Below are 17,249 nucleotides of genomic sequence, written 5' to 3'. Positions count from 1 at the left end.
TCGCGACGGCAAAGACCGCTGGGCCTACGCCTACACCGGCCGCCGCTACCGCCGCAGCACCCCCACCCCCAAACCCGACCACGCGGCAGGACGACAAACGAACACCACCCCGAACCCACCCGACCAACCCCGAAGAACATGAACCCACGCCGCGTGAATGCCGACTGAGCGCGCACCGGCTGGTGCGTGCCGCATGGGTGCAACGCCTTCCCAGGTATGCATCCGCCTCGCGGGCCCTGGGCGCATACCGTGCGAGCACGCGCCCCGCCTGGGTGCCAGCTCATCGCGCACTCAAACTTCGACCTCAGGAGCCCGCATCATCGCGCTGAAACGTTCGTCGAGCTCGTGCCGCGCGTCGGACCGTGTATATGACGGTGCATCCGTTCGAATCGGTCACGCGCGAAGGTCCCGGTGTTCCATGGGTGTCGACGGGACCGTGCACCACACCGCCGCCGTGGGATTCTGCGCCCGCTCGGTGAGCCCGTCGAACTGGTGCCGCGCGGCCATCATGCCGATCGTCGACTCTCCGCTTCCCAGAGCATCGCCGGAGTGTACGGAGCGGACGGGACGGCCACGTCACGAGTGACGCGCGACGGTCCGAAATCGGGCTAGGGCCCGAGCCTCGCGGAGCACCGGCCCAAGCCGCTCTCATAGAACCCGACGCCCGGGAGGCCCCGACCCAAGGCAGGAGCACCCGAGACGCTTCCGCCCTTCACGTCGCCCGATCCTCCATCTCCCAGATGTGGTCGATGACATGCCAGGCGATGCGGCGGGCCGCGTACCGAGCCGACCAGCCTCGCTCGATCACCAGCCCTCCCTCCCACGGACGGCCGAGTACGTCGGAGATCTCCTTCCGCATGGCGGCGAGGGCCGCGTCGTCCTTCAGGGGCTTGTGCCGCACACCGATCTTCCTGGCGTACGCCCGCTCGGCCTCGATCACGTGGGAGACCATCTTGTCGCGATCGCGGCCGCCTCCTCGCGGGCCCTTGCGCAACTCCTCGGGAGAGTCCGCGGAGACCTCCGCGAACACGGACCAGGCGGCCTGGATCAACGCCACGGCCCGAGCGGCCTCGTCCTCGGGCACCCGATCGAGGTCCAAGCCGGGCGAGGCGGAGGGTGCGCCGAAATCAGTGGTCGAGTCGCCCGCGACCCGATCGACCACCACGGGGTCACCGGGGTCGAAGTTCAGGCCGGCCCGGGTCGCGATGACGCGGTATCGCCCGACGTAGTGCATCAGGTTCTCGACGGCCGCCTCCTCGGACCTGCCGATCCTGCACCACCCCGGCCAGTCGACCGAGCAGGCGAAGACCTTCTTGGGCCCGAGCTCGAGGTACACGCGATTCATACGGCCCAGCGTCACATACGTACCTGCCAGGTCCTGACAGTTATCGGTAGACGCCCCGACCTCATGGCCCCGCCGATGCAGGCCACCCCCGATACGCGGCGATCATCAGGGTTCAGACCAGGTCGATGAGGTCCGCCACCGAGTTGACCACGTTGGACGGCCGGAACGGGTACCGGTCGATCTGGTCCTTCTGGGTCACCCCGGTGAGGACGAGGAACGTGTGCAGGCCGGCCTCGATGCCGCAGACCACGTCGGTGTCCATCCGGTCGCCGATCATGGCCGTGGTCTCGCTGTGCGCGTCGATCTGGTTGAGCGCGCTGCGCATCATCATCGGGTTGGGCTTGCCCACGAAGTACGGCTCGACCCCGGTGGCCTTGGTGATCATGGCGGCCACGGCGCCGCAGGCGGGCAGCGAGCCCTCGTTCGACGGCCCGACGGCGTCGGGGTTGGTCGCGATGAACCGGGCGCCGTTGTCGATCAGCCGGATGGCCCGGGTGATCGCGGTGAAACTGTACGTCCGCGTCTCGCCGAGCACGACGTAGTCGGGATCGAGGTCGGTCAGCACGTAGCCCACCTCGTGCAACGCCGTGGTGAGGCCCGCCTCGCCGATCACGTAGGCGGAGCCTTCGGGCCGCTGAGCGGCCAGGAACTTCGCGGTCGCGAGCGCCGAGGTCCAGATCGCCTCCGGCGGCACCTCGAGCCCCGCCGCGCGCAGCCGTACGGACAGGTCCCTGGGTGTGTAGATCGAGTTGTTCGTCAGGACGAGGAACCGCTTCCCCGACTCGCGCAGACGCTTGATGAACTCGTCGGCGCCCGGCACGGGCTGGCCCTCGTGGACCAGAACGCCGTCCATGTCGGACAGCCAGGACTCGATCGGCTTTCGCTCGCTCATGTGCCCAGCATGTCAGTTCGGCGTGACTCGGGCATAACCGGAGATCCGCCTGGGTCCAGGAGTCCGCCTCTTCCGGGCGACAGGCGAAGCCGGCGAGCAGGGTGCCGCCGACCTCGCTCCCGAAGCAGCGGAAGCACCGGAAGCCCCAGACGCCCCAGACGCACCGGAAGCACCGGAAGCACCGCAAAATCCGTAGGCGACATCAGAAACGTAGACGGAACCAGCGAAACAAGCTCCCAAGACGAAATATCCGGAGCCGGCGGCCGGTTGCCCCCTCCATGGGCAAGGACAACATCCGTGGTGTGCCGCGTGGGTCGGCTGAGGTTCCGCTGTCGATTCTGGAGCTGGCGACCGTAAGTGAGGGAAGCTCCCCGTCGGAGTCGCTCGCCGACGCCACGGAGCTGGCGCGCAGCGCCGAGGAGTGGGGTTATCACCGGATCTGGGTCGCCGAGCACCACGGCATGCCCGGCATCGCCAGTTCGTCTCCGGCCGTCGTCATCGCTCACCTCGCGGCGGCGACCCGTACGATCCGCATCGGGTCCGGCGGCGTCATGTTGCCCAACCACGCGCCACTGGTCGTCGCCGAGCAGTTCGGAACGCTGCACGCGCTGCACCCCGAGCGCATCGATCTCGGACTCGGCCGTGCGCCCGGCACCGACATGGCGACCGCCAACGCCCTGCGCCGATCGGCCGAGGTGGATCCGGACGACTTCCCCCGCGCGCTGGCGGAGCTCACCGGCTTCCTCGACGGCTCCTTCCCCGACGGGCACCCGTACGCGAAGATCCAGGCGGTGCCCTCCGGGCCCACCCGTCCGCCGATCTGGCTCCTCGGCTCGAGCGGCTTCAGCGCGCAACTCGCCGGCCTGCTCGGCCTGCCGTTCGCCTTCGCGCACCATTTCAGCGCCGCCAACACCGAGCCTGCGCTGGACCTCTACCGGTCGACCTTCCAGCCGTCCGAGGTGCTCGACGAGCCGTACTGCCTGATCGGGGTCGCCGCCGTCGCGGCCGACACCGACGAGGAGGCTCTGCGCCAGGTCATGCCGAGCGCGCTGTCGTTCCTGCGCCTGCGGTCCGGCCGCCCTGGCCGGTTCCCGACGCCGGAGGCCGCGCAGGAGTACGCGTACTCGCCGCTGGAGGCCGAGTTCGTCCGCGACCGCCTGTCCACCACGGTGTACGGCAGTCCGGAGACGGTCCGGAGCGGTCTGGAGGAGCTGCGCAAGCGCACCGGCGCCCACGAACTCATGATCACGACCATGGTCCACAGCGCCGCGGTGCGCCGGCGGTCCTACGAGCTCATCGCCAAGGCGTACGGCCTGGCGTGAGGCCCTGACCTGACGGGAACGGGCGCCCCTGTCGAGGACAGGGACGCCCGTCACGACGTGGGAACGTCCTTCAGGACGAGGGGGCGAGCTCTTCCAGCGCCTCCTCGGCCCGGCGCATCGCCTCCACGGGGTCGGCGAGGGGGTTGCCGAACTCGGGGTTGAAGTTGAGGTCGTGGAACACCTCGGTCACTCCCTTGGCCGCGAGCGTCTCGATGTCCTCGCGAATCTTGGCGTACGGCCCGGCCAGCGGTCCCCCGGCCTCCTTGCCGGGCTTGGTGACCCCGCGGACGATGAACCGCAGAGCTTCCGGGTCCCGCCCGGCCTCCTGGGCGGACTCCTTCACGATCGAGATCTGCTCGTCGATCTTCGAAAGGTCGGCGCGGCTGGAGCTGATCCAGCCCTCCGCCAGCCGTCCCACCCGCCTGAGGGCCACCGGAGCGGTTCCGCCCAGCAGGATCGCCGGCAGCGTGGACGGCTTGGGGTCCTGGTTGGCCGGGGGCATCTCGTAGAACTCGCCCTCGTGCTGGACCAGGTCCTCGGTCCACAACCTCCGGATCAGTTCGATCGCCTCCTCTCCCCGCTTGCCGCGGCGCTCGATCGAGACGCCGGAGGCGACGAACTCCTCGGGGAGCCAGCCGAGCCCGAAGCCCGCGTCCAGCCTGCCGCCGGACACGATCTGCAGGGTGGCGAGCTGCTTGGCCAGCAGCGCCGGAGAGTAGAAGGGCAGGTTCATGATGGCGACGCCCAGGCGGATCCGCTCGGTGATCCCCGCCAGGAACGACAGGACGACGGTGGGGTCCTGCACGCTGCGGTAGGCCGGCGCCATCGGGTTCTCCGCCGGGTGCAGCAACCGCTGGAAGGTCCACAGCCCGCTGTAGCCGAGGTCTTCGGCCTGGGCCGCTATCCGCTTCATGTTGTCCGGCGTGGCCCACGAACCAGAGACCGGAGCGGCAAAGCCAATCTTCATATCGGCACCCTAGGCTAGAGCGGTGAAGGATCAGCATCTCCCCGCCCCCGTCCGCTGACCATGTTGAGGGAAGACGCCGCTTCGGCGACCCTCGTTGACGAACTCGTACGGCTCGCGCCAGGCAACGGCCCCGTGACGGTGTTGAAGGACACCCGCGTGCTGGTCGTGCGGGTCGGCGACGTGGTCGTCAAGGCCTACCCGCCCGGCACCTCCGAGCGGGATCTGCGCCGCCGCCTGGACGCCGCCCACGGGCTGCCGGGAGTGATGCTCGCCCCCCTCGGCCCGGCCGAACGCGCCGAACACGCGGGCGGGCGGCTCGTCACGATCTGGCCGGCGGGCGAGGCCCTCTCCCCCGACGACCTCGCCGACGGCACGATGCCGCAGGACGCATGGGAGTCGGGGGCGCGGTTGCTGGCACGCCTGCACGCGAGTCCTCCGCCCAGCGGGATGCCACCGGCGGGCGGTCCCGGACGACTGGTCCGGGCCATGGCCGAGCTCGGCCAGGTCGGCGACTCGCCGGAGACCCGCCAGATCCGGGAGGCGTACCGGACTCTCGCCGAACCGCTGCACGCCGCCGACCTGCGCACCGCCGACCGCCACTCCGACGGCCGTCCCTCTGCCGACGTCCGCGCCACCGAACACCCCGCCACCGAACACCGTGCCACCGAACACCCCGCCACCGAACACCCCGGCGTCGAACACCCCACCGCCGAACACCCCACCGCCGAACACCGCGAACGCCACGCCGTCGATCGGCGTACCGCGCCGTCGCACGGGAGCCGAGTCGCCCTGACGCACGGCGACTGGCATCTCGGCCAACTCGTACGCCATGAGGGCGCGTGGCTGCTCATCGACCCGGACGACCTGGGCGTGGGCGATCCCGCGTGGGACCTCGCGCGTCCCGCGGCATGGTTCGCAGCCGGGCTGCTCGATCCCGAGTCGTGGCACACCTTTTTGTCCGCATATGCCGGTGCGGGGGGAACCGCCGTGTCAGCCGACGATCCCTGGCGGGAACTCGACCTGCCGGCTCGGGCGTTGACCGTCCAACTGGCCGCGACGGCCACGGTCACGGCCATGAGAGCGGGAAGCGCACTCGACGACGTGGCCGCGGCGCTGGTGTCCTCCTGCGGGAGGATCGTCGCGGCGGCCGGCGACAGACGACAGGGAGAGGGTTAGTAATGGAGTGTCCCAAGTGCCGGGGCCACATGCGGACGTTCGACCGTAACGGGATCCACATCGACCAGTGCGACAACTGCAAGGGGATCTTCCTCGACTACGGCGAGCTGGAGTCGCTGACCCGGATGGAGACCCAGTGGGCGCAGCAGCAGTACGCGCCCCCGCCTCCCGCCCACGGCGGACCCGCCTGGGGAGCCCCGCACGGCGGGCACGGCGGGCACTACGGTCACCACGGTCACCGCAACCGCAGCTGGGTGGGAATGCTCTTCTCCAGCTGAGCCCCCGGACTTCATGAGAAAGGCCGCGGTCCTGGCGACCGCGGCCTTTTCACGTCCTGCCCCGCACCCCGTGTGCGGGGACCCCCATCAGGTCGGGAAGTCGTCCGGGTTCACGGCGCTGGAGCGCGCGTTACCACCCTTGACCCGGTTGAGGGTGATCGTCCAGACGCTCCAGCGGATCTGCGTGGCCGTGTACGTCGTGCGGAACGGCAACGAGTCGTCGAACCGCTGGAAGGTGCAGTTCCGGGTGAACGCGCGCGCCGTGCGGTCGTAGTCGACCCCGGTGGTGAAGTAGACGCGGTAGCTGCCGTCCTTGATGTTGGAGACCTTGGCCGACGACTTCTTCCGCACGTAGACGCTGACGGCTTTCTGCTTGCCCTTGAGCAGGGTGACGACGCCGTCCTGCGAGCCCCCGTTCTTGACCGTGAGGCTTCCGCGGCCGCCGCGGATCCGTGAGGTCAGCACGGTCCCGGAGCTGAGGCGGCGGCTGCGCTCCTTGGGCGGCTTGAGCCCGATCGCGGCGCTGCCGTAGTCGCCCTTGTCCGCGAGGGCCGCGCCCGCCTCCTTGAGACCGGTGAACTCGTCCGATCGGCCGAGCCGGGCCAGCACGGCACTTGAGGTGCACAGGGACTGGTCGCTGATCGCGTCGTGCAGCGTGACCAACTCGTCGTCCATACTGCGCAGCGCCTCGACGTAGCCGGCGTGCTCCGCGACCGTCTCAGCGGGCGCCTGGAGGTCGCCGAGCCGGTCAACGGCACCGTCGACGGCGTCCTGCGCCTGCTGGAGCCGCTGGTCGAGCGACTTGAAGGTCCGGGCTTTCGCGATGGCGGACAGGGCCGCTCCGACGGGCTTGCCCGCGGTGTCCAGATCGGCCTGGTACGCCTCGGGGGTCATCCCCGCGGGAGCGGTCTGCGCGGGGGGCTGCGACGCCTCGGACTGCTGCGAGGCCTGGGAGGAGGAGCCCGCCTCCGTCAGGGAGCCGGAGCCGTCGTTGCCGGTGCACGCCGTCAGAGCGAGCATCGCGGCCAGGGACGCGACGGTGAGGCGAGAGGTGATCACCACACCACTTTTTCCGGATCGGTCAGGGTGTGTCAATGAATGGGAAGTGTCGATACGGACACCTCCCGGGCTGATCGTTCCGCTGCCCCGGCGGACAGTCCCAGGTGACCCAGGAGTGACAGTGGACCCCCCTGTCACATCGACGGCCGCCCCTTGCGAGTAAGGTAACCCTGACCTAATTTAGGTGAGGCTAACCCCCATCCTCGGAGGGCGAAAGTGTTCGCGAGTTACCTGATCGGCCTCCGAGAAGGCCTGGAGGCCACGCTGGTGGTCTCCATTCTGGTCGCCTTTCTGGTCAAGAGCGACCGTCGCGACAGACTTCCCCTCGTGTGGGCGGGCGTCGGCGCGGCCGTGGCGCTCTCCGTGGGGTTCGGCGCGCTGCTCACCTACACCGCCGCGCATCTGAACTCGCAGCAACACGAGTTCTTCGACGCCGTGACGTCCCTGGCCGCCACGGTGTTCGTGACCTTCATGGTCTTCTGGATGCGGACGGCCGCCCGCCGGATGTCCGGCGAGCTCCGCGAGAAGCTGAGCGAGGCGCTCAAGCTCGGCGCGGGCGCGGTCGTCGTCATGGCCTTCCTCACCGTCGCGCGTGAGGGCCTGGAGACCACGCTGCTGTGGTTCGCCGCGGTTCAGGGTGCGACGACCACCGCGACCCCCCTGATCGGCATCAGCCTCGGGCTGCTGACGGCCGTCGCGCTCGGCTGGGGCATCTACCGCAGCGCGCTGCGGATCAACCTCACCAAGTTCTTCACGTGGACCGGGCTCCTGCTGATCCTCGTGGCCGCCGGCATCTTCAAGTACGGCGTCCACGACCTGCAGGAGTCGGGCGTGGTGGGCGGCCTGGCCACCCACGCCTTCGACATCAGCGGCGTCCTCGACCCGAGCGCGTGGTATTCCGCGCTGCTCAGCGGCATGTTCAACATCACCGCTCAGCCCACGGTCCTGGAGACCGTCGCCTGGGTCGTCTACGCCGTGCCGGTCCTCGTCCTGTTCCTCCTTCCCGCCGGTCGGCGACCGGCCAGCCCCGCGGCGAAGTCCCCCACTCCCCCCGTCACCGCCGCCTGACATTCGTTCCTCATCTTCCGGAGTACCTGATGCGCACCACCCCCGCCGTCGCAGTCGCCATCGCTTCCCTTGGGCTTCTCGCCGCGGCGTGCTCCAGTGCTGAAACGCCCACCGCCGCGTCGACCGGCGCGGCCAAGCCCGACAAGATCGCCGTCGCGGCCAACGACACCGAATGCAAGGTCGGCGCGACCCAGCTTCCCGCCGGCACGTCGACGTTCACCGTCACCAACGGCGGCAGCAAGGTCACCGAGTTCTACGTCTACGCCGCGGGCGACCGCGTGATGGGCGAGGTGGAGAACATCGTCCCCGGCCTCACCCGGGACGTCATCGTCGAACTGCCCGCGGGCACGTACGAGACCGCCTGCAAGCCGGGGATGATCGGCAACGGCATCCGCAACCCGCTCACGGTGACGGGTGAGCACAAGCCGCTGACCGACGACGCGGCGCTGGCCGACGCCACCGCCAGCTACAAGCGGTACGTGAAGACCCAGTCCGAGACGCTGCTCACCAAGACCCAGGAGTTCGTCGACGCCGTCAAGGCCGGCGACATCGACAAGGCCAAGGGTCTGTTCCCGGTCGCCAGGACCTACTGGGAGCGCATCGAGCCGGTGGCCGAGGTGTTCGGCGATCTCGACCCGGCCATCGACGCCCGGGAGAACGACGTCGAGGCGGGCCAGGAGTGGACCGGCTACCACAGGATCGAGAAGGACCTGTGGGTCGAGAAGGACATCAGCAAGGACGGCCCGCTGGCCGACAAGCTGATCGCGGACGTCACGACGATCGTGCAGAAGGCGAACGCCGCCGAGCTGTCCCCCGTGCAGCTCGGCAACGGCGCGAAGGAGCTCCTCGACGAGGTGGCCACCGGGAAGATCACCGGTGAGGAGGACCGCTACTCGCACACCGACCTGTGGGACTTCGACGCGAACCTCCAGGGCTCCCAGGCGGCCGTGCAGTCGCTGCGGCCGGTTCTCGAGGAGCGCGACCCCGCGCTCGTGAAGACCCTCGACGAGAAGTTCGCCGCGGCGGAGGCCGCTCTGGAGGCGCACCGCCAGGGCGACGGATGGAAGCTGCACAACGAGCTGTCCAAGGACGACCTGAAGAAGCTCTCCGACACGATCAACGCGCTGGCCGAGCCGATCAGCAAGGTGGCGGCGGTGATCGCCCAGTGAGCCGGATCAGCCGGCGCGGGTTGCTCGGCCTCGGGGCCGCCGGGGTCGCGGGTGTGGCCGCGGCGGGCGCCGGGGCCGTGGTGACCCGTTCCCTGATCGACGAGCCGGTGGCGCACGCCGCGTCCACGGCCGACCCGTTCCCGTTCTATGGGGCCCACCAGGCGGGCATCACCACGCCCGCCCAGGACCGGCTTCACTTCGTCGCGTTCGACGTGATCACCTCCGACCGCGCCGAACTCGTCGACCTGCTCCAGGACTGGACGTCCGCGGCCGCGCGGATGACCCAGGGGAAGGACGCGGGGACGTTCGGCGCGGTCGGCGGGTCACCCGAGGCGCCGCCGGACGACACGGGCGAGGCGCTCGGCCTGCCCGCGTCCGGGCTGACCCTTACCGTCGGCTTCGGCCCGTCGCTGTTCGACAAGCGGTTCGGGCTGGCCGATCTCCGGCCTGCGGCGCTGGCCGATCTGCCCGCCTTCCCGGGGGAGAAGATCTCGGCCGACATCTCCGGCGGGGACATCTGCGTGCAGGCATGCGCGCACGACCCCCAGGTGGCCGTGCACGCGATCCGCAACCTGGCGAGGATCGGCTTCGGCAGAGTGTCGGTCCGCTACTCGCAGCTGGGCTTCGGCCGTACGTCCTCGACCTCCCGGGCGCAGGCGACGCCGCGCAACCTGATGGGGTTCAAGGACGGGACGGAGAACATCAAGCTCGAGGACACCTCGATGCTGGCCGACCACGTCTGGTCGGCCCCCGGCGATGGACCCGCGTGGATGGACGGCGGCAGCTACCTGGTCACCCGCAAGATCCGCATGCACATCGAGACCTGGGACCGCACCTCGCTCGGCGAGCAGGAGGCGATCTTCGGCCGGGACAAGGGCAAGGGCGCCCCGCTCACCGGAAAGAACGAGTTCGACCAGCCCGACTTCGCGAAGACCGGCCCGGACGGCCTGCCCGTCATCGCGGCCGACGCGCACGTACGGCTGGCGCACCCGTCCATCCACGGCGGCGCCCGCCTGCTGCGGCGCGGCTACAACTTCGTCGACGGGTCCGACGGCCTCGGCCGGCTCGACGCCGGGTTGTTCTTCATGGCCTACCAGCGTGATCCGCGCAAGCAGTTCGTCCCCATCCAAATGGAACTCGCCGGCAAGGACTCGCTGAACGAATACATCCAGCACGTCTCCACCGGCCTGTTCGCGTGCCCGCCCGGCGTGACGGACGGGGGCGATTTCTGGGGCCGCGCGCTATTCACATGAAAATTCAGTTAACGGCGACTGAATTCTTCTGACGGCCTCTTTCTCTTCGTGCACCACTAATTTCCGTTTAACCCCGAGATCGCACAACGACTTATTCGTTGCTGCATAATTCGGGTTGCGGGCCGATCGGCCTACGGGAGTGCACGAAGGAACACGAATGAAACGATGGGTCGGCGTCGGGTTGGCGCTGCTCCTCGGCGGGGCCGTCGTGGTGGCCCTCGTCCTGGGCGGCGGGGGCGACGAAGGCGGGGGCGGCACGAAGGATCTCGCCACTGTTCGTGGCGTCATCGGGTCGGAAAAGAAGCCTTTCTTCGACGATCCGCAGGTCAAGGCCGCCTTCGCGAAACACGGCCTGCGCGTCGAGGTGGACGCGGCCGGATCGAGGCAGATCGCCACCTCTGTCGACCTCGGGAAATACGACTTCGCCTTCCCGTCCAGCGTTCCCGCGGCGGAGAAGATCAAGCAGGATCGCAAGGCCTCACGCACCTTTTCGCCCTTCTATTCGCCGATGGCGATAGCCACCTTCGAGCCGATCGTGGACGTGCTGACGAAGGCGGGCGTGGTCAGCGATTCCGGCTCCGGCTACCAGGTGCTAGATGTGCAGAAATATCTGGATCTGGTTGCCAAAGGCACTCGATGGGATGCCCTGCCCGGGAACACGGCCTACCCTGCGCGCAAGCGCGTCCTGCTCACCACCACCGACGTGCGGACGTCCAACTCCGCGGCCATGTACCTGGCCATCACCAGCTACGTCGCGAACGGCGACGACGTCGTGAACTCCTCGGCGCAGACCGCGAAGGTCGCGCAGACGATCTCCCCGCTGTTCCTCGACCAGGGATACTCGGAGTCGTCGAGCGAGGCCCCGTTCGAGGACTACCTCGCGATGGGCGTGGGCAAGACGCCGATGGTCGTGATCTACGAGGCGCAGTACGCCTCCCACCTGTTCGCCGGCGACGGGGCCATCCGGCCGGACATGCGGCTGCTCTATCCGTCCCCGACCGTGCTCAGCAAGCACACGCTCGTGCCGTTCAACGACCAGGCCGCCGAGGTCGGCAGGCTGCTTCAGGAGGACCAGGAACTGGCCCGGCTGGAGACACGGTACGGCTTCCGCACCGCGGACCCGAAGGTCTTCGCCGACCTGGTGGCCTCGTCCAAGGCCGCGATCCCCGCGAGCCTCGTCGACGTGGTCGAGCCGCCCACCTACGACCACCTGGAGCGGCTGATCTCCACCATCGAGCAGCGCTACCTGGCCGGCGGCAAGCCCTCCTCGTGAACCACCCCAAAGGAGAACCGAACAGTGTCCAACGACCTGGTGCTGACTCCGCCCGCTCCCGTGGCGGCGGTGCCGGCTGAGAAGGCTGCCACGATGCTGCCGCTGCCGGCCGAGCGCGGCACCGAGCTGGCACAGAAGGCGGCGGGCTTCGCCGACGAGCTCGCCGCGATCGACCCGCGGTCGCCGGAGTTCACCAAGAAGGTGCACGACATCTCCTCGATGGGCGACTCCGAGATCAGAGCGTCCTCGCAGGTCGCCAACCGCATGCTGAAGCGGCCGGTGGCCGCGCTGGCCTCGGCGAAGGGCGAGGGCGCCGACGGCCAGGTCCAGGTGGCCAACCAGCTCGTCGCGCTGCGCCGCACGATTGTGGACCTCGACCCCAAGCAGGCCACCAGCGGGACCAGACGGCTGCTCGGCCTCATCCCCTTCGGCGACAGGTTGCGTGACTACTTCGCCAAGTACCAGAGCGCGCAGAAGCACATAGACGACATCATCCGGGCCCTGAAGTCGGGCCAGGACGAGCTGCTCAAGGACAACGCCGCCATCGAGGGCGAGAAGGCGAACCTCTGGGAGTCGATGACCAAGCTGCAGGAGTACGCGGTGCTCGCGGCGGCGCTCGACTCCGCGCTGGAACAGAAGATCAACGAGATCGAGCTGACCGACCAGGAGAAGGCGACGGCGCTGCGCTCCGACGCCCTGTTCGGTGTGCGGCAGAAGCACCAGGACCTGCTGACCCAGCTCGCCGTCTCCGCGCAGGGCTACCTCGCGCTCGACCTGATCCGCAAGAACAACCTCGAGCTCATCAAGGGCGTGGACCGCGCCACCACCACGACGATCTCGGCGTTGCGTACGGCCGTCACGGTGGCCCAGGCGCTCGCCAACCAGAAGCTCGTGCTCGACCAGATCTCGGCGCTCAACGCCACGACGTCGGACCTGATCCTCGCGACCAGCGAGATGCTGCGCACCCAGGCGGGCCAGATCCAGACGCAGGCGGCCTCCACCACGGTGGACATGGACGCGCTGCGCAAGGCGTTCGACAACATCTACTCGACCATGGACATGATCGACTCGTTCAAGGCGAAGGCCGTCGAGAACATGGCCGTGACGGTCGACAGCCTGACCGTCGAACTCGACCACGCGAAGACCTACCTCGAGCGCGCGCGCCGCGGCGACGAGGCGATCGGCGCATGAGTCTGTTGACGGGCAGGCGGATCGCCGCCGCCGCGCTCGCGCTGCTCCTCGCGTCCGCGACGGCGGCCTGCTCGGGCGACGAGCAGGACCCGGCCAAGCAGGACGGCCCCGACGTCCTGCGTGTGCTCGCCGGCAGCGAGGTCAAGGACCTCGAACCGCTGCTGAAGGAGGCCGCGGGGGCGGTCGGCGTCCGGGTCAGCCTGACCTACACCGGCACCCTCGACGGCGCCGAGCAGGTGGCGAGCGGCGGCGCGGACGGCCACTACGACGCCACCTGGTTCTCCTCCAACCGCTACCTCTCGCTGATCGACGGGGCGCCCGCCCGGCTGTCGACGCAGACCAAGGTCATGGTCTCTCCCGTCCTGCTGGGGCTGAAGCAGAGCAAGGCCCACGCCCTCGGCTGGGACACCAAGCAGGTCACCTGGGCGGACATCGCGACCGCCGCCAGGGAGAAGAAGTTCACCTTCGGCATGACCAATCCCGCGTCGTCCAACTCGGGCTTCTCCGCCCTGGTCGGGGTGACCGCCGCCCTGTCCGACGCCGGTGAGGCGCTGGACCGGGCGCAGATCGCGGCCGCGACGCCGAAGCTCAAGGAGTTCTTCTCCGCCCAGACCCTGACCGCGGGCTCGTCGGGCTGGCTGGCCGACGCGTACGCGAAGCAGGAGTCCGTCGACGGGCTGATCAACTACGAGTCGGTGCTGCTCGGCCTGGAGGGCAGGGTCAAGGAGCCGCTCACGATCATCTATCCGAGCGACGGGGTGGTGACCGCCGACTATCCGCTCACGCTCCTCGCCTCCTCCACCAGGAAGGACCTGTACGGCAAGCTCGCGACCTGGCTGCGCACGCCGGACGTCCAGCGCAAGATCATGACGACCACCTTCCGGCGGCCGATCGTGCCCGAGGTGCGGCCCGACCAGAGGTTCGGCTCGGCGCAGCTCGTGGAGCTGCCCTTCCCCAACCGGCGCAGCGCCGCCGACGAACTGATCAGCGCGTATCTCAACCAGGTGCGCCGTCCCTCGCGGACGTTGTTCGTCCTGGACACCTCCGGCTCGATGGGCGGTGACAGGATCGCCGCGCTCAAGCAGGCCCTCAGCACGCTGACCGGTGCGGACACCTCCGCGTCCGGCCAGTTCTCCCGGTTCCGCGATCGGGAGACCGTCACGTTGCTGCCGTTCAACGCCCGCCCCGGCGTGCCGCGGACGTTCACGGTGCCGGAGAGTGATCCCGACGCGGTCCTGAGCCAGATCAGGTCGTACGGCGACAGCCTGGCCGCCGAGGGCGGCACCGCGATCTACGACAGCCTCCGGACCGCCTACGACATGGTGACGCTGCAGCCGAGCGACGGCGACTTCACCTCGGTCGTGCTGATGACCGACGGCGAGAACACCGACGGCTCGTCCTACGAGGACTTCGCCGCGTACTACGGCACGACGCCGCGGAACGTCCGGACCTTCGTGGTCCTGTTCGGCGACAGCGACGTGGAGGAGATGGGCAAGGTGGCGGCCCTCACCGGCGGTGCCACCTTCGACGCCCGGGAGGGCTCCCTCTCCTCGGCGTTCAAGGAGATCCGTGGCTACCAGTGACCGGGTCCTCGCCTATCTCGGGTCGACGAAGAACATCGTCGGCTCGGCACTGGCCATCGGCGGCCTCGTGCTGCACTTCGTCGGCCTGGCCGGCTCCCTGTGGCCCATCGTCGTCGGCGGGCTGTACGGGGTCGGCGCGCTCCTTGCTCCGCCCGACCGGGTGCGGCTGACGATCTCGCACGCGGAGGTCGAGACGAGGCAGCTCAGAGCCGACCTGGACGTGCTCGTGTCCAAGGTGTCGGCCGCCCGGTTCCCCGAGGACGTCGTGGCCAGGGTCGGAGGGCTGGCGGGGATCCTGCGGGACATCCTGGCCAGGGCCGAGGCGCTCACCTCCTCCCCCGACCAGCTCCACGTGGTGTCACAGGCGATCCGCGACTATCTCCCGACGAGCCTGGAGGCCTACGCCAACCTGCCGAGGTCGTACGCCCTGACGCGCCGGGGCGAGCGCGAGCGCAGCGCGCACGAGGAGCTGATCTCCCAGCTCGATCTGCTGGAGAAGGGGCTCGCCACCATCGCCGACGCCGTCTACAAGGGCGACGAGCAGGCGCTCAGGGACCAGGGCAGGTTCCTGCGGGACCGGTTCGGCGGCTCCCAGCTCGACCTCTGACCGGCTCTGATCGATTCACTTGATCCGCCGGCCGATCTCCGGATGCCCGCGCGCTCGTGCGCGGTCATCCGGAGATGGCCAGGCGTTCCGCGTAGACCGTACGGGCCTTCTCGACGAGGTCGAGGTGGTCGGCGAGTTGGGCGGCGTCGGCGAGCCTGGCGTGACCGCTCACGAGGTCTTCCAGCAGGTCGAGCCACCTCATGCACCATCGGACGTCCTCCGGGCGTGCGACGTGCCTGCCCGCGACGTCGAGGTAGACCGGGCTGGTGTGGGCGAACGTCTGACCGTCGGCCGCGAGCGGGTGGCCGCCTCCCGTCGCCACCGCCACGACGTAGGTGGGGACGTCCACGACGAAGGAGGTGACGAGCTCGCCCGCCTGACCGGCGGCGAGCACGCCGTCCGCCGTCCGGAGCTCCAGTCGCTCCACGCCGTGGCCGGTCGCGCGGGCCGTGATCGTCACCCGGTCGCCCGGGGACAGGTCGAGCGTGTCCCCCGGCTCGCCGCCGTCCACCGTGAGCTCCAGCCAGGGGCCGTTGGTGGCGAAGGTCCTGCCCTGCCGCAGGGCACGGGCGAACGACTCGGCCGACAGGGGGCCGTCCGTGCGGGCGTAGACCCGTTCCCAGCCCGGCGGGTTGGACACCGTGTCCTGACGCGTGAAGGAGAGCATCGTGTCGGTGCCCGCCAGCGCGGCGAGCCGGTTGCCCGCGCCGATCAGCCTCCGGTAGACCTCCACCGTTCCGGTCAGCTCGGAGAAGTGCAGCACCTCCATGCCGTCCATCAGGCCGAGCGCGGCGTCGACGACCAGCGCCAGTGCCGCGCAGTTCCTGCGCCCGTCGGCGATGACGTCCTCCGGCGAGGAGATGCGCCCGTGGAAGGGATGGGCGTACCCCAGCACCGCGTTCAGCTCACGCAGTTCGCCGCAGGCCGCGGCGTTCGGCGGCCAGTCGGGGGTACCGGAGAAGCCCGTGTGGTAGATCGACGGCGGCGCGGCCAGGCCGAACGCGTGTACGTGGCCCAGCAGGTCGTTGCGGTACTCGACGCCCATACGGGCGATGTGGACGGCGTCCGACCACGGCAGGTCACGGCCCGCCCAGTGCTGGAGTGCCTCCCGGTCGTACACCCGCTCGCCGGACACGTTGCCCGCGACCAGGTTGAGGACGTGCAGGTCCTCGCCGTGCTGCGCCGCGGCCGCGTCCGCGGGCCCCGCGACCAGGTCGCCCGCCCAGTTGAGATGCACGTGGAGGTCCGCGCCGTACCACCCGCGCGCGGCGGCGTCGAAGATCCGCTCCGGTGTCAGCTCGACGACCGTCTCCCGCCACGCCGCGGGGATCACGGACGTCTCCGCGGTGCCGTACTCCATGCCGCGGGTGACGCGTACGGTGACCGGCTCGGCCGGCACGTCGAGCACGAGGTCGTCGCCGTGGAAGAACGGCACGTCGTGGTAGTCGCGCCGGCGCGGCGCGCCCTCCGGGTACCACCCCTGCCCGTCGGCCGAGACCACGGTCCAGCGGCACGGGAAGCCGGCGCGCAACCGCAACCTCGCGGGCACGGCCGCGCGCGTCACACCCGCCAGGTCGACCACCTCGCCGTCGACGGTGACGGCGGCGCCGCTCGTGGCCTCCAGCAGCGCGGCGCCGCGCGGCCCGATCTCGTACGGCACGCCGTCGACGGTCACCAGGGCCCCGGCGTCGCGGGCCGAGTCGACGAGCAGGACGACGGGCACCGGGTCGGCCGACAGGACGGCGCTCGGGCGGGACGTCTCCAGCCGGTGCCCGTCCTCGGACAACCTGAGCGCCGTCAGGCCGCCCGGCAGCCGTCCGCCGAGTGCCAGGCGGAACGCCTCACCGAGAACGCCGGGGTCGTCGGAGGCGTCGAGGCCGTCGGGATCATCCGGGACGGCCATCCGCCTGGCCTCCTCGGGGAACCGGAGGAAGGGCATCGAACGTACGTAGGACACCGGCGGCTCGCCCCAGGTGATCCCGTGCTCGGCCAGCAGCGCCCGATATTCCCGCAGTGCCAGTGCGACCGGCGGCGGCGTCATCGGATCCTGATGCATCGTGCCTCCC

15 protein-coding genes are annotated in these 17,249 nt (G+C 69.8%); 10 read left to right on the top strand and 5 right to left on the bottom strand.

Annotated elements, in window-relative coordinates; all coding sequences use genetic code 11:
• Nucleotides 1–712 precede the first annotated feature (712 nt).
• On the bottom strand, nt 713–1,345 hold the full coding sequence (locus tag Pka01_RS35220; protein ID WP_239115891.1) for a hypothetical protein: 633 nt from the start codon (nt 1,343–1,345) through the stop codon (nt 713–715).
• 112 nt (nt 1,346–1,457) lie between these two features.
• Nucleotides 1,458–2,237 (bottom strand): HAD-IIA family hydrolase, encoded by a 780-nt coding sequence (locus Pka01_RS35215; protein ID WP_203887307.1) that lies wholly within the window; start codon nt 2,235–2,237, stop codon nt 1,458–1,460.
• A 302-nt stretch (nt 2,238–2,539) separates the two neighbouring features.
• Here Pka01_RS35215 and Pka01_RS35210 point away from each other — a divergent pair, with 302 nt between their 5' ends.
• Nucleotides 2,540–3,559 carry an LLM class flavin-dependent oxidoreductase gene (locus Pka01_RS35210; RefSeq protein WP_239115889.1) on the top strand — a complete coding sequence of 340 codons (1,020 nt, stop codon included), beginning with the start codon at nt 2,540–2,542 and terminating at the stop codon, nt 3,557–3,559.
• A 70-nt stretch (nt 3,560–3,629) separates the two neighbouring features.
• Here the strand turns inward: Pka01_RS35210 and Pka01_RS35205 are convergent, their stop codons facing one another.
• Nucleotides 3,630–4,526, bottom strand: a complete 897-nt coding sequence (locus Pka01_RS35205) for a TIGR03619 family F420-dependent LLM class oxidoreductase (RefSeq protein ID WP_203887305.1) — start codon at nt 4,524–4,526, stop codon at nt 3,630–3,632.
• Nucleotides 4,527–4,586: 60 nt separating this feature from the next.
• Here Pka01_RS35205 and Pka01_RS35200 point away from each other — a divergent pair, with 60 nt between their 5' ends.
• Both Pka01_RS35200 and Pka01_RS35195 read left to right on the top strand, forming a co-directional pair.
• Nucleotides 4,587–5,702, top strand: coding sequence for a phosphotransferase family protein (locus Pka01_RS35200; RefSeq protein ID WP_203887304.1), 1,116 nt, complete (start codon nt 4,587–4,589; stop codon nt 5,700–5,702).
• Nucleotides 5,703–5,704: 2 nt separating this feature from the next.
• Nucleotides 5,705–5,980: a TFIIB-type zinc ribbon-containing protein gene (locus tag Pka01_RS35195; RefSeq protein WP_203887303.1), complete on the top strand. Its 276-nt coding sequence runs from the start codon at nt 5,705–5,707 to the stop codon at nt 5,978–5,980.
• 87 nt (nt 5,981–6,067) lie between these two features.
• On the opposite strand, the gene Pka01_RS35190 is transcribed toward Pka01_RS35195, so the two are convergent.
• Nucleotides 6,068–7,039, bottom strand: a complete 972-nt coding sequence (locus Pka01_RS35190; protein WP_203887302.1) for a hypothetical protein — start codon at nt 7,037–7,039, stop codon at nt 6,068–6,070.
• Between the two features lie 216 nt (nt 7,040–7,255).
• On the opposite strand from Pka01_RS35190, the gene efeU reads away from it, so the two are divergent.
• The 7 genes from efeU to Pka01_RS35155 all read left to right on the top strand — a co-directional run bounded on the left by efeU (nt 7,256) and on the right by Pka01_RS35155 (nt 15,183).
• Nucleotides 7,256–8,107: an iron uptake transporter permease EfeU gene (efeU, locus tag Pka01_RS35185; protein ID WP_203887301.1), complete on the top strand. Its 852-nt coding sequence runs from the start codon at nt 7,256–7,258 to the stop codon at nt 8,105–8,107.
• 29 nt (nt 8,108–8,136) lie between these two features.
• On the top strand, nt 8,137–9,276 hold the full coding sequence (gene efeO / locus Pka01_RS35180; RefSeq protein ID WP_203887300.1) for an iron uptake system protein EfeO: 1,140 nt from the start codon (nt 8,137–8,139) through the stop codon (nt 9,274–9,276).
• Entirely contained in the window at nt 9,273–10,529 is a 1,257-nt protein-coding gene (gene efeB / locus Pka01_RS35175) for an iron uptake transporter deferrochelatase/peroxidase subunit (protein ID WP_239115888.1), read from the top strand. The genes efeO and efeB overlap by 4 nt, the downstream gene beginning before the upstream one ends.
• Before the next feature lie 157 nt (nt 10,530–10,686).
• Nucleotides 10,687–11,802, top strand: a complete 1,116-nt coding sequence (locus tag Pka01_RS35170; protein ID WP_203887298.1) for a hypothetical protein — start codon at nt 10,687–10,689, stop codon at nt 11,800–11,802.
• 24 nt (nt 11,803–11,826) lie between these two features.
• Nucleotides 11,827–12,993 carry a toxic anion resistance protein gene (locus Pka01_RS35165; protein ID WP_239115886.1) on the top strand — a complete coding sequence of 389 codons (1,167 nt, stop codon included), beginning with the start codon at nt 11,827–11,829 and terminating at the stop codon, nt 12,991–12,993.
• On the top strand, nt 12,990–14,576 hold the full coding sequence (locus Pka01_RS35160; RefSeq protein WP_203887297.1) for a VWA domain-containing protein: 1,587 nt from the start codon (nt 12,990–12,992) through the stop codon (nt 14,574–14,576). Before Pka01_RS35165 ends, Pka01_RS35160 begins: the two co-directional genes overlap by 4 nt.
• On the top strand, nt 14,563–15,183 hold the full coding sequence (locus Pka01_RS35155; RefSeq protein WP_203887296.1) for a hypothetical protein: 621 nt from the start codon (nt 14,563–14,565) through the stop codon (nt 15,181–15,183). Before Pka01_RS35160 ends, Pka01_RS35155 begins: the two co-directional genes overlap by 14 nt.
• Before the next feature lie 64 nt (nt 15,184–15,247).
• On the opposite strand, the gene Pka01_RS35150 is transcribed toward Pka01_RS35155, so the two are convergent.
• Nucleotides 15,248–17,239: a CehA/McbA family metallohydrolase gene (locus Pka01_RS35150; RefSeq protein ID WP_203887295.1), complete on the bottom strand. Its 1,992-nt coding sequence runs from the start codon at nt 17,237–17,239 to the stop codon at nt 15,248–15,250.
• Nucleotides 17,240–17,249: the final 10 nt, after the last annotated feature.

Origin of the sequence: Planotetraspora kaengkrachanensis (assembly GCF_016862895.1) — a bacterium.
In the GTDB taxonomy this organism is placed as follows: Bacteria; Actinomycetota; Actinomycetes; order Streptosporangiales; family Streptosporangiaceae; genus Planotetraspora; species Planotetraspora kaengkrachanensis.
This window is presented reverse-complemented; position numbering and strand designations above follow the sequence as displayed.